Below are 21,767 nucleotides of genomic sequence, written 5' to 3' on the forward strand. Positions count from 1 at the left end.
GGGCGAAAAAACGACGAATTTATGTCACTTTTTCAGGCAAACAGCCATAAAAGCTGGCGATCACTGGAGTAAAATAGAAATAACGATGTCAGTAAGGACCCGCAGCCATGCCGTTAAATGCACAACAACAGGCCGCCCAACGCAATCTTTCTTATCTGCTTGCAGAGAAACTTGGCCAACAAATTCTGGCGGGCGATTATCAGGCCGGCAGCATCCTGCCCGGTGAAATGGAACTGGGCGAGCAATTCGGCGTCAGCCGCACCGCAGTACGCGAAGCGGTAAAGATGTTAGCCGCCAAAGGCATGTTGCTACCGCGCCCGCGCATCGGCACCCGCGTGATGCCGCAGAGCCAATGGAATTTCCTCGATCAGGATTTACTGACCTGGTGGATGACGCGGGAAAACTTCGATCAGGTGATGCAACACTTCCTTATCCTGCGTACCTCGCTGGAGCCGCAGGCCTGCGCGTTGGCGGCAAACCACGCCAGCCCGCAGCAAACCAAGCTGCTGGCGGAGCTGATGGCGGAAATGCGCGCGCTGCATACCCAGTTTGATCGCGAGCGTTGGATCCAGGTCGATACCCAATTCCACCAGCTCATCTATGAGGCCAGCGGCAACCCGTTCCTGACCTCGTTCGCCAACCTGTTCAGCTCGGTTTACCAAAGCTACTTCCGCGCCATCACCGGCAATGAAGTGATCAAGCTGCGCCATCATCAGGCTATCGTCGATGCGATACTCGCCGGAGACAGCGCCGGCGCGCTCGTCGCCTGCCAGATACTGCTGAAAGAGAAAGACTAGACACGCTCCCCGCTTATATATAGAAGAAAGAGACGAGGGACAGACGACCATTTAACCAGGACCGACCATGACCCAATCCGCGCGCAGTATGGCAGGACTTCCGTGGATCGCCGCAATGGCGTTCTTTATGCAGGCGCTGGACGCCACTATCCTCAATACCGCGCTGCCGGCGATCGCCCAAAGTCTGGGGCGTTCGCCGCTGGCGATGCAATCGGCCGTCATCAGCTACACGCTGACGGTGGCGATGCTGATCCCGGTCAGCGGCTGGCTGGCGGACCGCTTCGGCACACGGCGCGTGTTCATCTTCGCCGTCACGTTATTCACCCTCGGCTCGCTGCTGTGCGCTCTGTCCCCTACGCTGAGCGCGCTGGTCGCCTCTCGCGTGCTGCAGGGCATCGGCGGCGCGATGATGATGCCGGTCGCGCGATTGGCGCTGCTGCGAGCCTACCCGCGCAGCGAACTGCTGCCGGTGCTGAACTTCGTCACCATGCCCGGCCTGGTCGGGCCGATTCTGGGGCCGCTGCTGGGCGGCTGGCTGGTCACCTACGCCACCTGGCACTGGATTTTCCTGATCAATATCCCTATCGGCCTGCTCGGCATCTTCTATGCGCGTAAATACATGCCGGACTTCACCACGCCCAAGCGCCGCTTCGACTTCCTTGGCTTTATGCTGTTCGGCCTGAGCCTGGTGCTGATCTCTACCGGGCTGGAACTGTTTGGCGAGCGGGTGCTGGCGAGCTACGTTTCGCTGGGCATTCTGCTCAGCGGCTTCGTGATGCTGTTCGGCTACATCGCGCACGCCCGCCGTCATCCTCAGCCGCTGATCGGTCTCGACCTGTTCAAAACCCGCACTTTCTCGGTCGGCATCGCCGGCAACGTCGCCTCCAGGCTGGGCACCGGCTGCGTGCCGTTTTTAATGCCGCTCATGCTGCAGGTGGGATTCGGCTACACGGCGATCGTCGCCGGCTGCATGATGGCACCGACCGCCATCGGTTCGCTGATGGCGAAATCCACCGTCACTCAGGTGCTGCGCTGGTTCGGCTACCGTAAAACGCTGGTCGGCATCACCGTCATCATCGGGGTGCTGATCGCCCAGTTCGCCCTGCAAAGCCCGGGCATGCCGCTGTGGCTGATGATCCTGCCGCTGTTCGTGCTGGGCATGGCGATGTCCACCCAGTTCACCGCCATGAACACCATCAGCCTGGCGGATTTGAACGACGCCAACGCCAGCGCCGGCAACAGCGTCCTGGCGGTCACCCAGCAGCTGTCCATCAGCTTCGGCGTGGCGATCAGCGCGGCGGTGCTGCGTTTTTACGAATCCCTGTCGTTAGGCACCATGATCGACCACTTCCATTACACCTTTATCACCATGGGGATCGTCACCGTGGCATCGGCGCTGGTGTTTATGTTGCTGAGAAGGAAGGATGGCCGCAATTTGATCAGCGGCCAGGAAAGCAAGAAAGAAGCGAAGGCGGCGAGTTAACGGCGGCCCACCGAGGCGCGTTCCACCAGCTCGGGCGTCAGCACCAGCACCTGGGGGGCGCGCTCCGGGTTTTGCAGGCGGTTGATCAGCGCATCGATCGCCAGTTCGCCCAGCGAATCCTTCGGCTGATGAATGGTGCTCAGCGGCGGCGCCAGATAGCGCGCCAACTCAATGTCATCGTAGCCCATCACCGCCATATCCTGCGGCACGGAAAGCCCGGCCTGATACAGCGCCTGATAAACGCCTACCGCCACCGCATCGTTGCCGGCAAACACCGCATGCGGCGGCTCGTCCAGCGCCAGCAGTTGGCGCATGGCGTTCACGCCGCCCTCAAACTCAAAGTCGCAATGCACTTCATACCCTGGCGGAACCGGCAATCCGGCGCGCCGCATCGCATTGCGATAGCCTTCCAGCCGGTGACGGGCGGTGGTTTTATCCTGCGGGCCGGCGATGCAGGCGATCTTGCGGTAGCCGCGGGCGATCAGATGATCGGTCGCCATCTCGCCACCCAGCAGCGAGTTATCCTGAATAATGTCGTTGGCGCCCTCGAACGGCGCCCAGTCCATCATCACGATCGGCAGTGACGGGTAGCGGCTCAGGGCATCCTGCGACGGCCGGTGGTTTTCAGTGCACATCAACAGCAAACCGTCGACGCGCTTTTGCAGCAGCGTCTCCATGCTGCGGTTCATGCGCGCGGCGTCTTCTTCGGTATTGCACAGGATTAAACTGTAGCCGCGTTCATAGCAGCTGCGCTCCACGCCGCGCACCACTTCGGCATAAAACGGGTTGTTGCTGGCGGTCACCAGCATGCCGATGGTGCGCGTCTGATTGAGCTTCAGGCTGCGCGCCAGCGCGGAAGGCGCATAGTTCAGCTGTTCTACGGCCGCCATGACCTTGTCGCGCACGCTGTCGCTGACAAAGCGATTGTTGTTGACCACATGCGAAACTGTAGAGGTTGAAACGCCCGCCAGGCGGGCGACATCTTTCATGGTGGCCAAAGGATCACCCCTGCTGCTGCAAGAAGGCGTCGATATCTTCACGCCACGGCACCGAAGGCTGCGCGCCAGGGCGGGTCACGGCGATCGCCGCCGCCGCATGGGCGAAACGCACCGCGTCGGCCATGGCCTTGCCTTCCAACAGGGCAGTGACCAGCGCACCGTTAAAGGTATCGCCGGCGGCGATGGTATCCACCGCTTGCACCTTGAAGCCGGGCACCCGTTTGCCGTTGCCGTTTTCGCTCAGCCACACGCCGCGGCTGCCGAGGGTGATAATCACCGTCGCGATGCCTTTGTCGTGCAGCGCCTGCGCCGCGCGCGCCGCATCGGCGTCGTTGTCCACGGCGATGCCGGTCAGGCGCTGGGCTTCGGTTTCATTCGGGGTAATCATATCGATCATGCCCAGCAGCTCCTCCGGCAGCTCACGCGCCGGGGCCGGGTTGAGGATCACCTGCGTGTGATGCTGCTTCGCCAGGCGGGCGGCGGCGATCACCGTCTCCAGCGGCGACTCCAGCTGCATCAGCAGGGCATCGGCGTCGATCACTTTTTGTTGGTAGCGTGCCAGGTAATCCGGCGTCACCGCCGCGTTGGCGCCGGCATCGATGCCAATCACGTTCTCGCCTTCGGCGTTGACGAAGATCAGCGCCACGCCGGTGGTGCTGTCGGCGATGGCTTCAATCGGTTGAGTATCAATGCGATCGCTCGCCAGCTGCCGGCGGACACGTTCACCGATGTCGTCGGCGCCCACGCAGGCGATAAAGGCGATCTCCGCCCCGCTGCGCCCGGCCGCCACCGCCTGATTCGCGCCCTTGCCGCCAAACGCCACCTTATACTGTTTCCCGATCACCGTTTCGCCCGGGTGGGGGAAGTGTTCAATATTGAGGATATGGTCGGCATTGATGCTGCCAAGAACCACCAGCTTACCTGTTTCCATCGCATTGATTCCTGAATTGCGCGCCATCGTAAACGCCCCGTTCCGATGGCGCTGGTATGACTTATTTAGTGACCAGTTTCAAATCGACCGGGATGGTCGCCGGCACTTTTTCGCCTTTCAGCACTTTATCGGCGGTTTCCACACCGATCACGCCGATCTGATCGGGACGCTGCGCCACGGTCGCCGCCAGCTTGCCGCCTTCAACCGCTTTCACGCCGTCGGCGGTGCCGTCGAAGCCTACCACGATCACGTCGGTTTTACCGGCGGTTTGCAGCGCGCGCAGCGCACCCAGCGCCATTTCATCGTTCTGGGCGAACACCGCCTGCACGTCCGGGTGCGCGGTCAGCAGGTTCTGCATCACGTTCAGGCCCTTGGTGCGATCGAAATCGGCCGGCTGGCTGGCCAACAGTTTGAATTTATTCTGATCCAGCGACTGCTTGAAGCCTTCACCGCGTTCACGCGCGGCGGAAGTGCCGGCGATGCCTTCCAGCTGAATCACCTTGGCATCGGCGCCCACCTTCTTGGCGATGAAGTCGCCGGCCATTTTGCCGCCCACGCGGTTATCCGAAGCGATGTGGCTCACCACGTCACCCTTGCTCGCCACGCGGTCCAGCGTGATGACCGGGATCTTAGCCTGGTTGGCCATCTTGATCGCGTTGCCCACCGCATCGGAGTCGGTCGGGTTGATCAGCAGCAGCTTGGGCGCGCGCACCATCAGATCCTGCACGTTGGCCAGCTCTTTCGCCGGGTTGTTCTGGGAATCCAGCACCACCAGGTTGTAGCCCAACTTGTTGGCCTCTTGCTGCGCGCCATCCTTCATCGAGACGAAGAACGGGTTGTTGAGGGTGGATACAACCAGCGCGATGGTGTCTTTGGCCATGGCATTGGCGCTCAGGGTGGCGCTCAGCGCGATGGCGGAGGCTAAGGTTGCCAGTTTTTTCATTTTCATCATCGTGATTCCTGTAGGGGGAGGTTACTTGTTGCTTTTGTTATCTACCAGAACCGCCAGCAGTATCACCACTGCCTTCACGATCATTTGGTAGTAGGAAGAAACACCCAATAAATTCAGGCCGTTGTTCAGGAAGCCGAGGATCAGCGCCCCGATCAGCGTGCCGACGATGCGGCCCTTGCCGCCGGCCAGGCTGGTGCCGCCCAGCACCACGGCGGCGATGGCGTCCAGCTCATAGCCGGTGCCAGCGGTCGGCTGCGCCGACGACAGGCGCGCCACTTCGATCACCCCGGCCAGCGCCGCCAGCAGGCCGCACAGCGAGTAGACGATAATCTTCACTTTATCGACGCTGATGCCGGACAGGCGGGTTGCCGCTTCGTTGCCGCCCAGGGCATAAATATAGCGGCCCAGGCGCGTGTGGTGCAGCATATACCAGGCGGCGATGAACACGATCGCCATGATCCAGATCGGCGTAGGCACGCCCAGCGGGCGGCCGATGCCGAACCAGCCGAAGGTATCGGCCACGTCGGTGAAACCGGTGTTGACCGGGCTGCCGTTGGTGTACACCATGGTGACGCCGCGCAGCAGCAGCATCATCACCAGCGTGGCGATAAAGGCCTGCACTTTGCCTTTGGCGACGATCACCCCGGTGCAGGCGCCAACCGCGGCGCCCAGCGCCAATGCCGCCGCCACCGCCACCAGCGCGTTGACCTCAAAGCCGACGATCGACGCCGCCACCGCGCCGGTCAGCGCCAGCAGCGATCCCACCGACAGGTCGATGCCGGACGTAAGGATCACCAGCGTCATCCCCACCGCCATGATGGCGTTCACCGAGGTTTGCTGCAGAATATTGAACAGATTGTTCAGGGTGAAGAAGTTCGGGCTCATGGAAGAGACCACGGCGATCAGCACCAGCAGCGCAATCAACGACTTCTGCTCTAACAGCCACTCTTTACTGAACCAGCGCTTGGCTGCGATAGTCTGGGAACTCATATCTGATTACTCCTGCTTTACGCCGTATTGCTTGCCGACGGCTGCCGCCATCAACGCTTCCTGGGTGGCCTGTTCAATCGGGAACTCGCCGCTGAGATGCCCTTCGTGCATCACCAGAATGCGATCGCTCATGCCCATCACCTCCGGCATTTCCGAAGACACCAGAATGATGCTCAGCCCTTCCTGCTTGAACTGGTTGATTAACTGATAGATCTCTTTTTTGGCGCCGACGTCGACGCCGCGCGTCGGCTCATCGAGGATCAGCACCTTCGGCCGAGTCATCAGGCCGCGGGCGATCGCCACTTTTTGCTGATTGCCGCCGGAAAGCAGACCGATCGGCTGCTCCATCGACGGCGTTTTGATATTGAACAGCCGGATGAAATCCCCCACCGCCTGCCGCTCGTCGGCCTGTTTCAGGCTGCCGTCGGCGCGGCTGAAGTAGCGCAGCGCGGTCAGCGACATGTTTTCCTTCACCGACATGCCCAGCACCAGGCCGTCGCGCTTGCGGTCTTCCGAGATATAGACGATGCCGTTCGCCAACCCGTCCTGCGGCGAATGGGTGACCACCTCGCGGCCATTCAGGCTGACGGTGCCGGCCTTGCGCGGCGCGGCGCCGTACAGGATCTTCATCAGTTCGGTGCGCCCGGCGCCCATCAGCCCGGCCACGCCGAGGATCTCGCCGCGATACAGCGTAAAACTGACGTCCTCAACGCCGGGGCCGGAAAGGTGGCTGACGTCCAACCGTTTTTCCCCGCGCGGTAAATCAAGGCGCGGGTATTGCTCTTCCAGCTTGCGGCCGACCATCATCTCAATCAGCGAATCTTCCTGCAGCTCGCTCACCGGCCGCTCGGCGATAAACTGCCCGTCGCGGAACACGGTCACGTCGTCGCAGATTTCAAAGATCTCTTTCAGGCGGTGCGAGATATAGACGATGCCGCGCCCTTCGGCCTTCAGCTCGTTGATCACTTTGAACAGCGAGGCGGTTTCGGTGTCGGTCAGCGCGTCGGTCGGTTCGTCCATGATGATCACTTTCGATTCGAAGCTCAGCACCTTGGCAATCTCCACCATCTGCTGATCGCCGATCGACAGCTCGCCCACCAGCCGGTGGCTGCTGTAGCGCAGGTTGAGGCGCGCCAACAGGCGATCGGCCTCGGCGTACATACGCTTCCAGTCAATGCGGCCGAAACGGTTGACGAACTCGCGGCCGAGGAAGATGTTTTCCGCAATCGTCAGCTGCGGGATCAGATTCAGCTCCTGATGGATAATGCCGATGCCCGCTTCCTGCGAATCTTTAGGCCCGTTGAACGCCACCTCGTTACCGAGAAAATACTGGCTGCCAGCGTCTTTCTGATAGATGCCGGTCAGCACTCTCATCATGGTGGACTTCCCGGCGCCGTTTTCCCCCACCAGCGCCATCACCTTGCCGGGATAAACGCTGAGGGCGGCGCCGGAAAGCGCCTTCACGCCGGGAAAGGCTTTATCAATCCCTTTCAGTTGCAGTAAAGGTTGCATAAACGCCTCAGAAAGTTACGCCGGCGCACAGGATCAGGTTCGCGTAAGGCGAACACTCCCCGCTGCGGATCACCGCCCGGCTGTGCTCGGTTTGCGCTTTAAACGCCTGATGGCTGATATAACGCACGCTGATGGTATTGCCCTGGCGTTGGCCCAGTGCGGTCAGTTCAGCCAACAGTGCCTCGTGGAGCGACGGATTCTGTTTCACGATCTCTTCCGCCAGGATGGCGCTTTCTACCTGCATCTCTTGCGTGACCGCCGCGAACACCTGCATGAAGGTCGGCACGCCCTGCGTCAGCGCCAGATCGATGCGCTGCGTCGCCGCCGGTATCGGCAGGCCCGCGTCGCACAGGGTGAGCTGGTCGGTATGCCCCAGCCGGGCAATCACGGCAGACACGTCGGAATTCAGTAATACGCCTTTTTTCATCTTCTCACTCCGCTAGCGAAACGTTTCGCTCTCTGGGGGAGTTTAAAAAAACGGCAGGGGAAGGCAACCGGGACAATGCAGAACTGTGATCGCTATCGAAACGTTTCGTTCACGCACGGACAATGCGCAAACAAAAGGGGCTCAGTTCAATGCTGAGCCCCTGTCAGGCGGGTTAGATCTCGACCTGCGTGCCGAGCTCGATGACCCGGTTCGGCGGGATCTCAAACTGATCCGGCGCGCGCAGCGCGTTGCGGCTCAGGGCGACGAACAGCTTGCCGCGCAGGTAGAGGTACCACGGCCGCTTGGTGAGGATCAGCGATTCATGGGACATGAAGAACGAGGTCTCCGACATGCGGCACGGCAACCCTTCCAGCCCGCAGCGGTGGAATACCTCCTCGACGTTCGGCGTTTCCCGCCAGCCGTAGCTGGCCACTACCCGCCAGAAGGTCGGCGACAGCTGTTCGATGGTCACCCGACGCACGTTGTGCACGTAAGGCGCATCCTCGGTGCGCAGCGTCAGCAGCACCACGCGCTCATGCAGCACCTTGTTGTGCTTCAGGTTGTGCAGCAGCGCAAAAGGAATGACGTTGGTGGCGCGCGACAGGAACACCGCGGTACCCGGCACCCGCACCGGCGGCGATTTCTCCAGCGAGGCGATCATCGCCTCCAGCGAGTTGCCGTGTTCATGCAGGCGGCGCAGCAGGCGGAAGCGCTCGCTCTTCCAGGTGGTCATAATGATAAACATCACCAGCGCCAAGGTCAGCGGCAACCAGCCGCCGGAGAACAGCTTCAGGGCGTTGGCGGAGAACATCGGCACGTCGATGATCAGCAAGATGGCAGCGATGCCGAGCGCCAGGAAGCGATTCCAGTGCCAGTTGTTGATCGCCACCGAGGTGACCAGAATGCTGGTCAGCACCATGGTGCCGGTGACGGCGATGCCGTACGCCGCCGCCAGGTTGCTGGAGTGTTCGAAACCGACAATCACCAGCACCACCGAGATGTACAGCGTCCAGTTGATCACTGGAATGTAGATCTGGCCGGATTCCATTTCCGAGGTGTGAATAATGCGCATCGGCGACAGATAGCCCAGGCGCACCGCCTGGCGGGTCAGCGAGAAGACGCCGGAAATCACCGCCTGCGAAGCGATAACCGTCGCCAGGGTCGCCAGAATCAGCAGCGGGATCAGCGCCCAGTCGGGTGCCAGCAGGAAGAACGGGTTTTTGATCGCCTCAGGGTTTTTCAGCAGCAGCGCGCCCTGGCCGAAGTAGTTGAGCACCAGCGAAGGCAGCACCACGGTGAACCAGGCCAGGCGGATCGGGAACTTGCCGAAGTGCCCCATATCGGCATACAGCGCCTCGACGCCGGTGATCGACAGCACCACCGCCCCCAGCGCAAAGAACGACACCTTCTTATATTCCATGAAGAAGTTGAGCGCCCATTTGGGGTTCAGCGCCTGCAGCACTTCCGGGTTCGAAATGATGCTGCGCGCGCCCAGCACCGCCAACACGATGAACCACAGCAGCATCACCGGGGCGAATAGCTTGCCGACGCTGCCGGTACCGTGCTTTTGGATAACGAACAGCAGCGTCAGCACCAGAATGGAGAGCGGCACGATATAGGCATCGAGCGCAGGCGCGGCGATTTCCAGCCCCTCTATCGCCGACATCACCGAGATAGCCGGGGTGATCACCACCTCGCCATAGAAGAAGCTGCCGCCGATCAGGCCCAGTATCACCAGCACCGCGGTGGTGCGCGCCGAAGTGTTGCGCCCGGCCAGCGACATCAGCGTCAGAATACCGCCTTCTCCGGCGTTGTCCGCGCGCATCACGTAGGTGAGATATTTGAGGGAAACGATCACGATCAGCATCCAGAAAATCAGCGACAGGAAGCCGAAAACCACGTCTGGACGAACATCGAAGCCGTAATGGCCGGAGAAACACTCTCTCAACGTATAGAGAGGGCTGGTGCCGATATCACCGTAGACCACGCCGATGGCCGCCAGGGTTACCGCCGATAAGGACTGCTTATGCTCTGCGCTCATAATTCGTTTCTTTATCAGAACATCCGTTAGCGATGCATCCGCATCAGGCAAAATACGGGCTCAAAGATCCGTCACGCCCACCAGAAAGCCGCACAGTATGCACCATTTATACGGCTTGCCTACCCTTATATCAGAGCCGAAAAATAAACAAAATGTGAACCGGATATCCGGCTCAACTTAGAAAAATATTACTAATCAACAAGCTATACCACTAAAAATAATGGTGGTTTATCATCGGATTATCGACCAAGATTGGCTAACTCTCGGACAATGCGACAATTATATGACGCCATCATCCCTTCTGGCAGAACGAATTTCCCGCCTCAGCAGCGCGCTGGAGAGCGGTCTTTATGAGCGGCAAGAAGCGATTCGCCTGTGCCTGCTGGCGGCGCTGAGCGGCGAAAGCGTATTCCTGCTCGGCCCGCCCGGCATCGCCAAGAGCCTGATCGCGCGCCGACTGAAGTTTGCCTTCCGTAACGCCCGCTCCTTTGAATACCTGATGACGCGCTTTTCCACGCCGGAAGAGGTCTTCGGCCCGCTCTCCATTCAGGCGCTGAAAGATGAGGGGCGCTATCAGCGCCTGACCGCCGGCTACCTGCCGGAAGCGGAGATCGTGTTTCTGGACGAGATCTGGAAGGCCGGCCCGGCGATTCTCAACACCCTGCTGACGGCGATCAACGAACGGCGCTTTCGCAACGGCAACAGCGAAGAACCGATCCCGCTGCGCCTGCTGGTCACCGCCTCCAACGAACTGCCCGAAGCGGACAACAGCCTCGAAGCCTTATATGACCGCATGCTGATCCGCCTGTGGCTGGATAAGGTGCAGGATAAGCAGAATTTCCGCTCGCTGCTGGTCAACCGCCAGAGCGAAAGCCAAAACCCGGTGCCGGCGGCGCTGAGCGTCAGCGACGAAGAGTTTCTGCAGTGGCAGCCGCAGATCGATAAGGTGGCGCTGCCGGAAGCCTGCTTTGAGCTGATTTTCCAGCTGCGCCAGCGGCTGGACGCGCTGGAACAGGCGCCGTACGTCTCTGACCGACGCTGGAAAAAAGCCCTGCGCCTGTTGCAGGCCTGCGCCTTCTTCAGCGGGCGCGACGCCATCGCCCCGCTCGACCTGATGCTGCTGAAAGACTGCCTGTGGCACGATCTCACCTCGCTGAAGCTGCTGCAACAGCAGATCGATCAGCTGCTGACCGAATCGGCCTACCAGCAACAGTCGATGCTGATCCAACTGCAACAAATCCACACCCGCTGGCTGCAGGATCAGCAGCAACAAAGCGACCGGCAGGCCATCAGCCTGGTGAAAAAGGGCGGCATGTTCAGCCGTAAACCGCAATACGCGCCGGCCACGCCGTTCGCCGGCGGCACCCTCACCCTGTTGCTGCAAAAGCCGCTGCAGCTGCATGACATTCAGGTCAACCATCTGAGCATCGAAAGCAGCGTGCTGGACAACTGGCTGCAAAAAGGCGGCGACGTGCGCGCCAAGCTGAACGGCATCGGCTTCGCGCAGCCGATCGATTTGGAGGTCGACGACCAACTGCACCTGACGGTGCTGGACGTCAGCCGCCAGCCGTCGCTGCTGGCGCTGCCGGGCAAACAGGCCACCGCCACGCCGCAGGCGCTGCTGGACGAAATGGACGCGTTGGCCCAACGCCTGGCGGAGCAGCGCCGCGCCTTCAGCCAACATCAGCCCTGTCTGTTCACACCCGCCGCCGGCCTGGCCAAGATCGAAGCCAGTCTGCTGCAGGTGGCGGAGCAGGTTAAACAGCAACTGCAGCAAATGCGCGGCCAGTAACCATGCTCAGTCTGGAGACGCTCGATCTGCTGCTGGCGATCGCCGAAGGCGAAATGATCGAGGAGATGATCGTCGGCATGCTGGCGGCGCCGCAGCTGTCGGTGTTCTTTAAAAAGTTTCCGGCCCTTCGCCGGGCGCTGGATCGCGATCTGCCACGCTGGAAACTGCAGCTCAAGGAGCGTCTGCAGGAAGCCATGGTGCCGCCGGCGCTGGCGCAGGAATTTTACCGCTACCAACAGTGCCAGCTGGAGAACAACACTCAGTTCTATCACAACCTCAACGACACGATGGAGCTGCTGCGCCAGCTGGTCTCGCCGTTTTATGAACAGGCGCGCGCGCTGGTGGACGCCGCCGATCTGCCCAATCATCCGCTGGACGACAGCTTCCAAACCCTGTTCCTGCAGCGCTGGCGCATCAGCCTGACGCTGCAGGCCACCATGCTGCACCACCAGCTGCTGGAACAGGAGCGCGAGCAACTGATGGCGGAACTGCAGGAGCGATTGGCGCTGAGCGGCGCGCTGGAGCCGCTGCTGTCGGAAAACGACACCGCCGCCGGCAGGCTGTGGGACATGAGCAAAGGCCAGCTACAGCGCGGCGATTACCAGCGGCTGGTGGAGTACGGCAACTTTTTGCAGCAGCAGCCGGAGCTGAAAAAGCTGGCGCAGCAGTTGGGCCGCAGCTATCAGGCCAAGGCGGTGCAGCAACAGGACGCGCAGCCGGAGCCGTTCAGGGTGATGGTGCAGGTGCCGGCCACGCTACCGGAAGAAGTGAGCGGCATTCATCAGAGCGACGACATCCTGCGCTTGCTGCCGCCGGAGCTGGCGACGTTGGGCATTGAAGAGCTGGAGTTCGAATTTTATCGCCGCCTGCTGGAAAAGCGGCTGCTGAGCTACCGCCTGCAGGGCGACGTCTGGCAGGAGCAGATCCTGATCCGCCAAGTCACCCACCAACAGCAGGATCAACAGCCGCGCGGGCCGTTTATCGTCTGCGTGGACACCTCAGGATCGATGGGCGGCTTCAACGAACAGTGCGCCAAGGCGTTCTGCCTGGCGCTGCTGCGCATTGCGCTGGCGGACAACCGCCGTTGCTACATCATGCTGTTCGCCAACCAGCTCGTGCATTACGAGCTCACCGCCGCCAGCGGCATCGAACAGGCGGTGCGCTTTCTCGGCCAGCAGTTTCGCGGCGGCACCGATCTGGCGGCCTGCCTGAACGCCACCGTCACCAAAATGGCGGAGAGCGGCTGGTTCGACGCCGATGCGGTGATCATTTCCGATTTTATCGCTCAGCGGTTGCCGGAGGAGGTAATAAAGAAGGTGAAACAGCAGCAGCAAAGCCACCAGCAGCGTTTCCATGCGGTGGCGATGTCCGCCTACGGCAAACCCGGCATCATGCGCATCTTCGATCATATCTGGCGCTTCGATACCGGGCTGAAAAGCCGTTTGATGCGCCGCTGGCGGCGCTAGGTGGGATCAGAGCAGCCCTTCGACCGCCCCGCGCACTTCCGGCGACCACACGCCGCACTGCACCTGGCCGATATGCGACAGTTGCAGCAGCAGCATCACCAAGCGCGACTGACCGATGCCGCCGCCGATGGTCTGCGGCATATCGCCGCGCAGCAGCGACTGGTGCCACTCCAGCTTCATGCGCTCTTCATCGCCGGTCAGCGCCAGCTGACGTTTCAGCGCGGCGGCGTCGACGCGGATGCCCATAGAGGACAGCTCGAAAGCGTCCTGCAGCACCGGGTTCCACACCACGATATCACCGTTCAGGCCCGCCAGGCCATCCGCCGCCGGGGTGGTCCAGTCATCATAATCCGGCGCCCGCACATCGTGCGATTTGCCGTGCGACAGCTTGCCGCCGATGCCGATCAGGAACACTGCGCCCAGCTCTTTGGCGATCGCCCGCTCGCGCCCTTTGGCGTCCAGATCCGGGTAACGCTGCAGCAGGGTTTCGCTGTGCACAAAGTGGATCTGTTCCGGCAGGAACGGGGTCAGACCATGCTCGCGGCTGACTTCCGCTTCCGTCGCCTTGATGGCGGCGTAAATGCTGCGCACGGTGCTTTTCAGGTAGTCCAGGCTGCGCTCACCGTCGCCCATCACCCGCTCCCAGTCCCACTGATCGACGTACACCGAGTGGATAGGCGTCAGGCGATCTTCATCCGGGCGCAGCGCCTTCATATGGGTGTACAGGCCTTCGCCGGCGCCGAAATCGTAGCTGCCCAGGGTTTTACGTTTCCATTTCGCCAATGAATGCACCACTTCGAAGGTGGCGTCCGGCAGGGTTTTCACCTTAACCTGCACCGCTTTCTCGCTGCCGGAGAGGTTATCCTGCGTGCCGTCGCCCAGACGGCTGAGGATCGGCGCCTGCACTTCGATCAGGCCAAGCTGTTGCTCCAGCTGGCGGGAGAAGAAGGATTTGACCTGGCTGATTTGTTGTTGTTTTTGGATAAACTGTTTTTTCATTGCCGTATCTCTTGTAAACCTGTCTCTGTTGCCATCGATTAAGCAACAAAATGACATGTCAATTCAATATCCATTAATCAATATTGCCTTTTCACTTTTAATCGTTCATTTTTATCCGGACAGAATTCAACAATCGTTAATTAATGGGGGATTAAATGGCGGAAATTTATCAGATCGATAATCTCGATCGCGGCATCCTCAACGCTCTGATGGACAACGCGCGCACGCCGTACGCCGAACTGGCGAAAAACTTCGCCGTCAGCCCCGGCACCATTCATGTGCGGGTAGAGAAGATGAAACAGGCCGGGATCATCACCGGCGCGCGCATCGACGTCAGCCCCAAACAGCTGGGCTACGATGTGTGCTGCTTTATCGGCATCATATTAAAGAGCGCCAAGGACTACCCTTCGGCGCTGAAAAAGCTGGAAAGCCTGGAGGAAGTGGTGGAAGCCTATTACACCACCGGCCACTACAGCGTCTTTATCAAGGTGATGTGCCGATCGATCGACGCACTGCAGCAGGTACTTATCAACAAGATCCAGACCATCGACGAGATCCAGTCTACCGAAACGCTGATCTCGCTGCAGAACCCCATTATGCGCACCATCGTGCCGTAACCCGCCAAATTGCATACCCACATTATCCACAGGTAGATCCCAGCCGATTCACAGCGTACAATGCAGCCACTTTGAGTGAGAAGGTTGGGATCGTTGGTTCATGGCAGACATTACTCTGATCAGTGGCAGTACGCTTGGCAGCGCCGAATACGTGGCTGAACATTTGGCTGAAAAGCTGGAAGACGCGGGTTTCTCTACCGAGATGCTGCACGGCCCTGAACTGGATGAACTGCCGTTGACCGGCCGCTGGCTGGTGGTCTCTTCCACGCACGGCGCCGGCGAACTGCCGGATAACCTTCAGCCGCTGCTGGAGCAGATCGCCGAACAACAGCCGGATCTTTCCGAGGTGCAGTTCGGCGCCGTCGGTTTAGGCAGTTCGGAATACGACATCTTCTGCGGCGCGATCAAACAGATCGACGATCTGCTGATCGCCAGAGGCGCGAAAAGGATCGGCGATCGTCTCGAGATCGACGTGACCGAGCATGAAATTCCCGAGGATCCGGCCGAGGAATGGGTAAAAAACTGGATTAATTTACTCTAGTTTGTCTAAAGATCGCGCGAACGATTGTGGATAACTAAGCTTAAAAGCAGGGTAAAAGCCGTAGTTATCCAAATAACAACCGTAGGTCGCTTTTTGTCCTGTGCATAACAAGCCTTTTAGATCCCAGCTTATCTGCGTCGGGATCACCGATCATTCACAGCAAACGATCCTCCTTAATCTGCTGATCTTCTTCGTGAATAGTTACTTATCCACAGAGGATCGCGATCCTAATAAGAGATCTAATAAAGAGATCTTTAAATAAAAAAGATCTTCTTTTAATTACCGACGATCCTGACCGCTTGGTCGATCGTCTAAACTTGAGTAGAATCCCCCACCCCAGGGCAAATAACGATCGTTCGCAATACGGCGAGGTGCAGTTCCATGTTTTATCCAGATCAATTTGACGTCATCATCATCGGTGGTGGCCATGCAGGTACCGAGGCCGCCATGGCCGCGGCGCGCATGGGGCGTCAGACTTTATTATTGACACACAATATCGATACGCTGGGACAGATGTCCTGTAACCCGGCGATTGGCGGTATTGGTAAAGGGCATCTGGTTAAGGAAATTGATGCACTCGGCGGCCTGATGGCCACGGCGATCGATCATGCCGGCATCCAGTTTAGGATACTAAACGCCAGCAAAGGCCCTGCCGTTCGCGCTACTCGCGCGCAGGCGGATCGCGTGCTGTATCGCCAGGCGATCCGCACCGCGTTGGAGAACCAGCCCAACCTGATGATCTTCCAACAGCCGGTTGAGGATCTGATCGTCGAAAACGATCGCGTAGTCGGCGCCGTAACCCAAATGGGCCTGAAATTCCGCGCCAAGGCGGTGGTATTGACCGTCGGCACCTTCCTGGACGGCAAGATCCATATCGGCCTGGAGAATTACAGCGGCGGCCGCGCGGGGGATCCTCCTTCGATCTCGCTGTCGCAGCGTTTGCGTGAGCTGCCGCTGCGCGTCAACCGCTTGAAAACCGGTACGCCGCCGCGCATCGACGCCCGCACTATCGATTTCAGCGTACTGGCGCCACAACACGGCGATACGCCGGTGCCGGTATTCTCGTTCCTGGGCGATGCCAGCCAGCACCCAGAACAAATGGCGTGCTACATCACCCACACCAATGAAAAAACCCATGACGTGATCCGCAATAACCTCGATCGCAGCCCGATGTATGCCGGGATCATCGAAGGGATCGGCCCACGTTACTGCCCGTCGATCGAAGACAAGGTCATGCGCTTTGCCGATCGCAACGCGCACCAGATCTTCCTCGAACCGGAAGGCCTGACCAGCAACGAAATTTACCCTAACGGCATTTCCACCAGCCTGCCGTTCGACGTGCAGATGCAGATCGTCCGTTCGATGGAAGGCATGCAGAACGCGCGTATTATTCGCCCTGGTTATGCCATCGAGTACGATTTCTTCGATCCGCGCGATCTGAAGCCGACGCTGGAAAGCAAATTCATTCAGGGGCTGTTCTTCGCCGGCCAGATCAACGGCACCACCGGGTATGAAGAAGCCGCTGCGCAGGGCCTGTTGGCCGGCCTGAACGCCGGGCGCTTCGCTGACGAACAGGAAGGCTGGGCGCCACGTCGCGATCAGGCCTACCTGGGCGTACTGGTGGACGATCTCAGCACCCTCGGCACCAAAGAACCGTACCGCATGTTTACCTCGCGCGCCGAGTATCGTCTGATGCTGCGTGAAGACAACGCCGATCTCCGCCTGACGGAAAAAGGCCGTGAACTCGGCCTGGTGGACGACGTGCGTTGGGCGCGTTACAGCGAGAAGCTGGAGCGAATCGAACGCGAACGTCAGCGCCTGCGCGACATCTGGATGCACCCGCACGCCGAGAACGTCGAACAGGTCAATGCGCTGCTGAAAGCGCCGCTGTCGCGCGAAGCGAACGGCGAAGAGCTGCTGCGCCGCCCGGAGATGGATTACGCGCAGTTGACCGGCACCGAGGCCTTCGCGCCGCCGCTGGACGACGTACAAGCCGCCGAACAGGTCGAGATCCAGGTCAAATACGAAGGCTACATCGCTCGTCAGCAGGAAGAGATCGAAAAACAACAGCGCAACGAGAACACCGTGCTGCCGTTGGATCTCGATTACCGTCAGGTTTCTGGGCTGTCGAACGAGGTGATCGCCAAGCTGAACGATCACAAACCGAACTCCATCGGCCAGGCTTCGCGCATCTCCGGCATTACGCCGGCGGCGATCTCGATTTTGCTGATCTGGCTGAAAAAGCAGGGACTGCTGCGCCGCAGCGCATAAATCCCGCATCCAGGCGGCCGTTTGCTCATCCCGTAGCCAAACGGCCGCTGACATCACTTGCGCCCTGAATTATCATAGGCGCCTCATTGCGCCAGCTAACCATCCGCTGGTCGTTCAGCGCCTGCCAAAGGATCCGTTGTGCAAAAAAAATTAGACTCGCTGCTCGCGGCAGCAGGCATTGAGCTGCCCGATCAGCAGAAACAGCAGCTGCTGGGCTATGTCGGCATGCTGGATAAGTGGAACAAGGCTTATAACCTCACGTCGGTGCGCGATCCGCAGCAAATGCTGGTGCGCCACATCCTCGATAGCATCGTGGTCAACCCGCATCTGCAGGGCTCGCGTTTTATCGATGTCGGCACCGGCCCCGGCTTGCCGGGCATTCCGCTGGCGATCGTGCGCCCGGACGCGCATTTCACGCTGCTCGACAGCCTGGGCAAGCGCGTGCGTTTCCTGCGTCAGGTGCAGCATGAGCTGGGCCTGAACAATATCGAGCCGGTGCAGAGCCGCGTTGAGGAGTTTCCGGCCGAGCCACCGTTCGACGGCGTGATCAGCCGCGCGTTCGCTTCGCTGCAGGATATGCTGTCCTGGTGCCATCACCTGCCGGCGAAAGGGCAGGGGCGTTTTTACGCGTTGAAAGGCGTGCGCCCGGATGAAGAGCTGGCGCAGCTGCCGGCGGGCGTTAGCCTGGAATCCATCGTGCGGTTGCAGGTGCCTGAATTGGAAGGCGAACGCCATCTGGTGATTCTTAAGGCAAACTGAGTTTGCTTTTGATCAAACAAGCGTGAATTAAAGGCAGTACCAGGCAGAAAGATAAGCAGGCTAATTAGTTGGTCGCTTTTTTTAGTTAATTTACTTTCTATTAACACAAAAAACGCGGCTAATTAGCGACAATAGAGTAATTGCATTTGGAAATAGTCACGTTGGCAATCATGTGCGAAAGATTGGCGTTTGCTGCTAATGTTAATTGGCTGTTGGAATATTGCCCTGCGGCTTGTCAATAAAAGGTTTTCGTCGGGTATACGGATTGTTTTTGAACAGTTAACTGATAATGTTTTGATTTATATAATCTTTTGATCGCTCAAATTGCTAAAGACGGTTTGGTTGACCATCGGCTATAAATCAGGAAGGGACATTACTGTGATCGGCTTCGCGTTTCTAAACGCAACGCTGGAATAATCAGACAATTAAATGCGCCCTATTATTCCGACCGTTTTCTTGTGAAAATAGGCTGGAATAGGGAAATTTAAATAATTGTTCACCTTTTCGCTACTTATCGATTGAATTCGTTGGTATGCCCCGTATAATTTGCTCGTTTTTTGCTGCTTGACTCTGGACAGCAAAAACAGTTGTATACGTCACTCAGCATACCCCCTCTGGGGTACGGAGAGAACAAACGTCATGTCTGTGTCCCTTTACAGCGGGAAAGTCGCACGCAAACTGCTGTTTTTGCAGTTAATGACTTTTGTTCTGATCAGCGTTGCTTTCTGGCTGAAAAGCCCGGAATGGAGCGCTTCGGCGCTGGCAGGCGGTCTCGCCGCCTGGTTGCCGAGTGCAATGTTTATGCTGTTTGCCTTGCGCCATCAGGCGCAAACGCCGGCGCCCGGTAGGGTTGCCTGGTCGTTCGCCATCGGCGAGGGGCTAAAGGTCGTGATCACCATCGTTTTGCTGATCGTGGCGCTGGGGGTGTTCAAGGCGGAGTTTATACCGCTTGGCCTGACCTATTTAGCGGTGTTAGTGGTGCAGATAGTGGCACCGGCCGTGATTAACAGTTACCGAACTTAACTAAATAAGGGTAAGAGGCATCATGTCTGCAGGAGAAGTCTTGACTCCACAGGAGTATATCGGTCACCACCTGACGCAGCTTCAGGTCGGGACTGGGTTTTGGTCGATTAACCTCGACTCGATGTTTTTCTCCGTCGTCCTCGGGGCGCTCTTCCTGGTGATCTTCCGCAAAGTGGCCAAAAACGCCACCAGCGGCGTGCCGGGTAAACTGCAAACCGCCGTGGAGCTGGTGGTCGGTTTCGTCGACAGCAGCGTGCGCGACATGTACCACGGCAAGAGCAAGGTCATTGCGCCGTTGGCGCTGACCGTGTTCGTCTGGGTGTTCCTGATGAATCTGATGGACCTCATCCCGGTTGACTTCCTGCCTTATCTCGGCACCCACGTTCTCGGTCTGCCTGCGCTGCGCGTCGTGCCTACCGCCGACGTGAACGTCACGCTGTCTATGGCGCTGGGCGTGTTTATCCTGATTCTGTTCTATAGCATCAAAATGAAAGGCGTTGGCGGGTTCGTTAAAGAGTTGACCATGCAGCCGTTCAACCACCCTGTATTCATTCCTATCAACCTGATTCTTGAAGGTGTCAGCCTGCTGTCCAAACCTGTTTCACTGGGTCTGCGACTGTTCGGCAACATGTATGCGGGTGAGTTGATCTTCATCCTGATTGCCGGCCTGTTGCCGTGGTGGTCACAGTGGGTCCTGAGCTTGCCTTGGGCTATCTTCCACATCCTGATCATTACGCTTCAAGCCTTTATTTTCATGGTTCTGACGATCGTCTATCTGTCGATGGCGTCTGAAGAGCACTGATTTTCTTAAAACACTTGCACTTTTAAACTGAAACAAACTGGAGACTGTCATGGAAAACCTGAGTATGGATCTGCTGTACATGGCTGCCGCTGTGATGATGGGTTTAGCGGCAATCGGTGCTGCGATCGGTATCGGCATCCTGGGTGGTAAATTCTTGGAAGGCGCTGCTCGTCAGCCTGACCTGATTCCTCTGCTGCGTACACAGTTCTTTATCGTTATGGGTCTGGTCGACGCCATCCCGATGATCGCTGTAGGTCTGGGTCTGTACGTGATGTTCGCCGTCGCGTAAGTAGAGCAACCCTCTACGACGTAACCAAACTATTAACTTTTAAAGAGGCATTGTGCTGTGAATCTTAACGCAACAATCCTCGGCCAGGCCATCGCGTTCGTTCTGTTTGTCTGGTTCTGCATGAAGTACGTATGGCCGCCGATCATGGCTGCCATCGAGAAACGTCAGAAAGAAATCGCTGACGGCCTCGCTTCTGCAGAGCGTGCCAAAAAAGATCTGGACTTAGCGCAAGCCAATGCGACCGACCAGCTGAAAACTGCTAAAGCAGAAGCTCAGGTGATCATCGAGCAAGCGAACAAACGCAAAGCTCAGATCATGGATGAAGCGAAAGCCGAAGCCGAGCAGGAACGTAACAAAATCGTGGCGCAGGCTCAGGCTGAGATCGAAGCCGAACGTAAGCGCGCTCGTGAAGAGTTGCGTAAGCAAGTCGCGATGCTGGCAATTGCCGGCGCCGAGAAGATCATCGAACGTTCCGTGGATGAAGCTGCTAACAGCGACATCGTTGATAAACTGGTCGCTGAACTGTAAGGAGGGAGGGGCTGATGTCTGAATTTGTCACTGTAGCTCGCCCCTACGCCAAAGCAGCTTTTGACTTTGCCGTTGAGCACCAAAGCGTAGAGCGCTGGCAGGACATGCTGGCGTTTGCGGCTGAAGTCACTCGCAATGAACAGATTTCTGAACTGCTGTCTGGCGCGGTCGCGCCAGAAACGCTGTCCAAGACGTTCATCGCGGTTTGTGGCGATCGGCTCGACGAACATGGCCAGAACTTTATCCGCGTAATGGCCGAAAATGGACGTTTACTGGTTCTTCCTGCCGTGCTGCAGCAGTTCATCGAACTGCGCGCCTCGCTGGAATCCACCGTCGAAGTCGAAGTGCTCTCTGCGAGCGCGCTGAGCGACGAACAGCAGGCGAAAATCGCCGCTGCGATGGAAAAACGTCTGTCACGCAAAGTTAAGCTGAATTGCAAAATTGACAAGTCTGTACTGGCCGGCATCGTTGTTCGCGCCGGCGATATGGTGATTGATGGCAGCGTTCGCGGTCGTCTTGAACGCCTGACAGACGTCTTGCAGTCTTAAG

21 protein-coding genes are annotated in these 21,767 nt (G+C 58.7%); 13 read left to right on the top strand and 8 right to left on the bottom strand.

Annotated elements, in window-relative coordinates:
* Window positions 1–107 precede the first annotated feature (107 nt).
* Both ACJ8PI_RS18415 and mdtD read left to right on the top strand, forming a co-directional pair.
* Entirely contained in the window at window positions 108–797 is a 690-nt protein-coding gene (locus ACJ8PI_RS18415; RefSeq protein WP_033653941.1) for a FadR/GntR family transcriptional regulator, read from the top strand.
* Window positions 798–864: 67 nt separating this feature from the next.
* Window positions 865–2,280: a multidrug transporter subunit MdtD gene (mdtD, locus tag ACJ8PI_RS18420; protein ID WP_025160302.1), complete on the top strand. Its 1,416-nt coding sequence runs from the start codon at window positions 865–867 to the stop codon at window positions 2,278–2,280.
* On the opposite strand, the gene rbsR is transcribed toward mdtD, so the two are convergent.
* From rbsR to kup, 7 genes are all read right to left on the bottom strand, one after another.
* The gene (rbsR, locus tag ACJ8PI_RS18425; RefSeq protein ID WP_025160301.1) at window positions 2,277–3,278 is read right to left on the bottom strand and encodes a ribose operon transcriptional repressor RbsR; all 1,002 of its coding nucleotides are present in this window, start codon (window positions 3,276–3,278) and stop codon (window positions 2,277–2,279) included. The two genes, mdtD and rbsR, sit on opposite strands and share 4 nt — an antisense overlap.
* A 4-nt stretch (window positions 3,279–3,282) precedes the next feature.
* A complete protein-coding gene (gene rbsK / locus ACJ8PI_RS18430) occupies window positions 3,283–4,209 on the bottom strand; it encodes a ribokinase (protein ID WP_033653942.1) in 927 nt (308 codons plus the stop codon).
* Between the two features lie 61 nt (window positions 4,210–4,270).
* Window positions 4,271–5,158, bottom strand: a complete 888-nt coding sequence (gene rbsB / locus ACJ8PI_RS18435; RefSeq protein WP_060453010.1) for a ribose ABC transporter substrate-binding protein RbsB — start codon at window positions 5,156–5,158, stop codon at window positions 4,271–4,273.
* A gap of 24 nt (window positions 5,159–5,182) precedes the next feature.
* Complete coding sequence (gene rbsC / locus ACJ8PI_RS18440) at window positions 5,183–6,151, bottom strand: ribose ABC transporter permease (protein WP_019455467.1); 969 nt, start codon at window positions 6,149–6,151, stop codon at window positions 5,183–5,185.
* A 6-nt stretch (window positions 6,152–6,157) separates the two neighbouring features.
* Window positions 6,158–7,663, bottom strand: coding sequence for a ribose ABC transporter ATP-binding protein RbsA (gene rbsA, locus ACJ8PI_RS18445; RefSeq protein WP_164134543.1), 1,506 nt, complete (start codon window positions 7,661–7,663; stop codon window positions 6,158–6,160).
* A gap of 7 nt (window positions 7,664–7,670) precedes the next feature.
* On the bottom strand, window positions 7,671–8,090 hold the full coding sequence (gene rbsD / locus ACJ8PI_RS18450) for a D-ribose pyranase (protein ID WP_033649571.1): 420 nt from the start codon (window positions 8,088–8,090) through the stop codon (window positions 7,671–7,673).
* Between the two features lie 172 nt (window positions 8,091–8,262).
* The gene (gene kup, locus ACJ8PI_RS18455; protein WP_033636508.1) at window positions 8,263–10,131 is read right to left on the bottom strand and encodes a low affinity potassium transporter Kup; all 1,869 of its coding nucleotides are present in this window, start codon (window positions 10,129–10,131) and stop codon (window positions 8,263–8,265) included.
* A 283-nt stretch (window positions 10,132–10,414) separates the two neighbouring features.
* Between kup and ravA the strand changes: the two genes are divergently transcribed.
* Window positions 10,415–11,923: an ATPase RavA gene (ravA, locus tag ACJ8PI_RS18460; protein ID WP_086556989.1), complete on the top strand. Its 1,509-nt coding sequence runs from the start codon at window positions 10,415–10,417 to the stop codon at window positions 11,921–11,923.
* A 2-nt stretch (window positions 11,924–11,925) separates the two neighbouring features.
* Window positions 11,926–13,389: an ATPase RavA stimulator ViaA gene (gene viaA / locus ACJ8PI_RS18465; RefSeq protein ID WP_049235240.1), complete on the top strand. Its 1,464-nt coding sequence runs from the start codon at window positions 11,926–11,928 to the stop codon at window positions 13,387–13,389.
* A 6-nt stretch (window positions 13,390–13,395) separates the two neighbouring features.
* On the opposite strand, the gene asnA is transcribed toward viaA, so the two are convergent.
* The gene (asnA, locus tag ACJ8PI_RS18470; RefSeq protein ID WP_033636511.1) at window positions 13,396–14,388 is read right to left on the bottom strand and encodes an aspartate--ammonia ligase; all 993 of its coding nucleotides are present in this window, start codon (window positions 14,386–14,388) and stop codon (window positions 13,396–13,398) included.
* 155 nt (window positions 14,389–14,543) lie between these two features.
* Here asnA and asnC point away from each other — a divergent pair, with 155 nt between their 5' ends.
* From asnC to atpH, 9 genes are all read left to right on the top strand, one after another.
* The gene (gene asnC, locus ACJ8PI_RS18475) at window positions 14,544–15,005 is read left to right on the top strand and encodes a transcriptional regulator AsnC (RefSeq protein ID WP_004933786.1); all 462 of its coding nucleotides are present in this window, start codon (window positions 14,544–14,546) and stop codon (window positions 15,003–15,005) included.
* A 100-nt stretch (window positions 15,006–15,105) separates the two neighbouring features.
* Window positions 15,106–15,546, top strand: a complete 441-nt coding sequence (mioC, locus tag ACJ8PI_RS18480) for an FMN-binding protein MioC (protein ID WP_033649568.1) — start codon at window positions 15,106–15,108, stop codon at window positions 15,544–15,546.
* A gap of 381 nt (window positions 15,547–15,927) precedes the next feature.
* The gene (gene mnmG / locus ACJ8PI_RS18485) at window positions 15,928–17,817 is read left to right on the top strand and encodes a tRNA uridine-5-carboxymethylaminomethyl(34) synthesis enzyme MnmG (RefSeq protein WP_033649567.1); all 1,890 of its coding nucleotides are present in this window, start codon (window positions 15,928–15,930) and stop codon (window positions 17,815–17,817) included.
* Window positions 17,818–17,955: 138 nt separating this feature from the next.
* Window positions 17,956–18,576, top strand: coding sequence for a 16S rRNA (guanine(527)-N(7))-methyltransferase RsmG (gene rsmG / locus ACJ8PI_RS18490; RefSeq protein ID WP_033649566.1), 621 nt, complete (start codon window positions 17,956–17,958; stop codon window positions 18,574–18,576).
* Between the two features lie 639 nt (window positions 18,577–19,215).
* Complete coding sequence (atpI, locus tag ACJ8PI_RS18495) at window positions 19,216–19,599, top strand: F0F1 ATP synthase subunit I (protein ID WP_004933796.1); 384 nt, start codon at window positions 19,216–19,218, stop codon at window positions 19,597–19,599.
* Window positions 19,600–19,621: 22 nt separating this feature from the next.
* Window positions 19,622–20,401 carry a F0F1 ATP synthase subunit A gene (gene atpB / locus ACJ8PI_RS18500; RefSeq protein WP_025160299.1) on the top strand — a complete coding sequence of 260 codons (780 nt, stop codon included), beginning with the start codon at window positions 19,622–19,624 and terminating at the stop codon, window positions 20,399–20,401.
* Between the two features lie 49 nt (window positions 20,402–20,450).
* The gene (gene atpE / locus ACJ8PI_RS18505; protein WP_004093904.1) at window positions 20,451–20,690 is read left to right on the top strand and encodes a F0F1 ATP synthase subunit C; all 240 of its coding nucleotides are present in this window, start codon (window positions 20,451–20,453) and stop codon (window positions 20,688–20,690) included.
* 57 nt (window positions 20,691–20,747) lie between these two features.
* Complete coding sequence (gene atpF / locus ACJ8PI_RS18510) at window positions 20,748–21,218, top strand: F0F1 ATP synthase subunit B (protein WP_004933804.1); 471 nt, start codon at window positions 20,748–20,750, stop codon at window positions 21,216–21,218.
* A 14-nt stretch (window positions 21,219–21,232) separates the two neighbouring features.
* On the top strand, window positions 21,233–21,766 hold the full coding sequence (gene atpH / locus ACJ8PI_RS18515) for a F0F1 ATP synthase subunit delta (protein WP_025160298.1): 534 nt from the start codon (window positions 21,233–21,235) through the stop codon (window positions 21,764–21,766).
* Window position 21,767 lies beyond the last annotated feature (1 nt).

The organism is Serratia sp. CY82433 (assembly GCF_052166535.1).
GTDB classification, from domain to species: domain Bacteria; phylum Pseudomonadota; class Gammaproteobacteria; order Enterobacterales; family Enterobacteriaceae; genus Serratia; species Serratia sarumanii.

Excerpts from the sequence above, each read along its gene's own strand:
- ACJ8PI_RS18415 (WP_033653941.1), top strand. The coding sequence starts at position 108 with ATGCCGTTAAATGCACAACAACAGGCCGCCCAACGCAATCTTTCTTAT.
- mdtD (WP_025160302.1), top strand. The coding sequence starts at position 865 with ATGACCCAATCCGCGCGCAGTATGGCAGGACTTCCGTGGATCGCCGCA.
- rbsK (WP_033653942.1), bottom strand. The coding sequence starts at position 4,209 with ATGGAAACAGGTAAGCTGGTGGTTCTTGGCAGCATCAATGCCGACCAT.
- rbsB (WP_060453010.1), bottom strand. The coding sequence starts at position 5,158 with ATGAAAATGAAAAAACTGGCAACCTTAGCCTCCGCCATCGCGCTGAGC.
- rbsC (WP_019455467.1), bottom strand. The coding sequence starts at position 6,151 with ATGAGTTCCCAGACTATCGCAGCCAAGCGCTGGTTCAGTAAAGAGTGG.
- rbsA (WP_164134543.1), bottom strand. The coding sequence starts at position 7,663 with ATGCAACCTTTACTGCAACTGAAAGGGATTGATAAAGCCTTTCCCGGC.
- rbsD (WP_033649571.1), bottom strand. The coding sequence starts at position 8,090 with ATGAAAAAAGGCGTATTACTGAATTCCGACGTGTCTGCCGTGATTGCC.
- kup (WP_033636508.1), bottom strand. The coding sequence starts at position 10,131 with ATGAGCGCAGAGCATAAGCAGTCCTTATCGGCGGTAACCCTGGCGGCC.
- ravA (WP_086556989.1), top strand. The coding sequence starts at position 10,415 with ATGACGCCATCATCCCTTCTGGCAGAACGAATTTCCCGCCTCAGCAGC.
- viaA (WP_049235240.1), top strand. The coding sequence starts at position 11,926 with ATGCTCAGTCTGGAGACGCTCGATCTGCTGCTGGCGATCGCCGAAGGC.
- asnA (WP_033636511.1), bottom strand. The coding sequence starts at position 14,388 with ATGAAAAAACAGTTTATCCAAAAACAACAACAAATCAGCCAGGTCAAA.
- asnC (WP_004933786.1), top strand. The coding sequence starts at position 14,544 with ATGGCGGAAATTTATCAGATCGATAATCTCGATCGCGGCATCCTCAAC.
- mioC (WP_033649568.1), top strand. The coding sequence starts at position 15,106 with ATGGCAGACATTACTCTGATCAGTGGCAGTACGCTTGGCAGCGCCGAA.
- mnmG (WP_033649567.1), top strand. The coding sequence starts at position 15,928 with ATGTTTTATCCAGATCAATTTGACGTCATCATCATCGGTGGTGGCCAT.
- atpI (WP_004933796.1), top strand. The coding sequence starts at position 19,216 with ATGTCTGTGTCCCTTTACAGCGGGAAAGTCGCACGCAAACTGCTGTTT.
- atpB (WP_025160299.1), top strand. The coding sequence starts at position 19,622 with ATGTCTGCAGGAGAAGTCTTGACTCCACAGGAGTATATCGGTCACCAC.
- atpE (WP_004093904.1), top strand. The coding sequence starts at position 20,451 with ATGGAAAACCTGAGTATGGATCTGCTGTACATGGCTGCCGCTGTGATG.
- atpH (WP_025160298.1), top strand. The coding sequence starts at position 21,233 with ATGTCTGAATTTGTCACTGTAGCTCGCCCCTACGCCAAAGCAGCTTTT.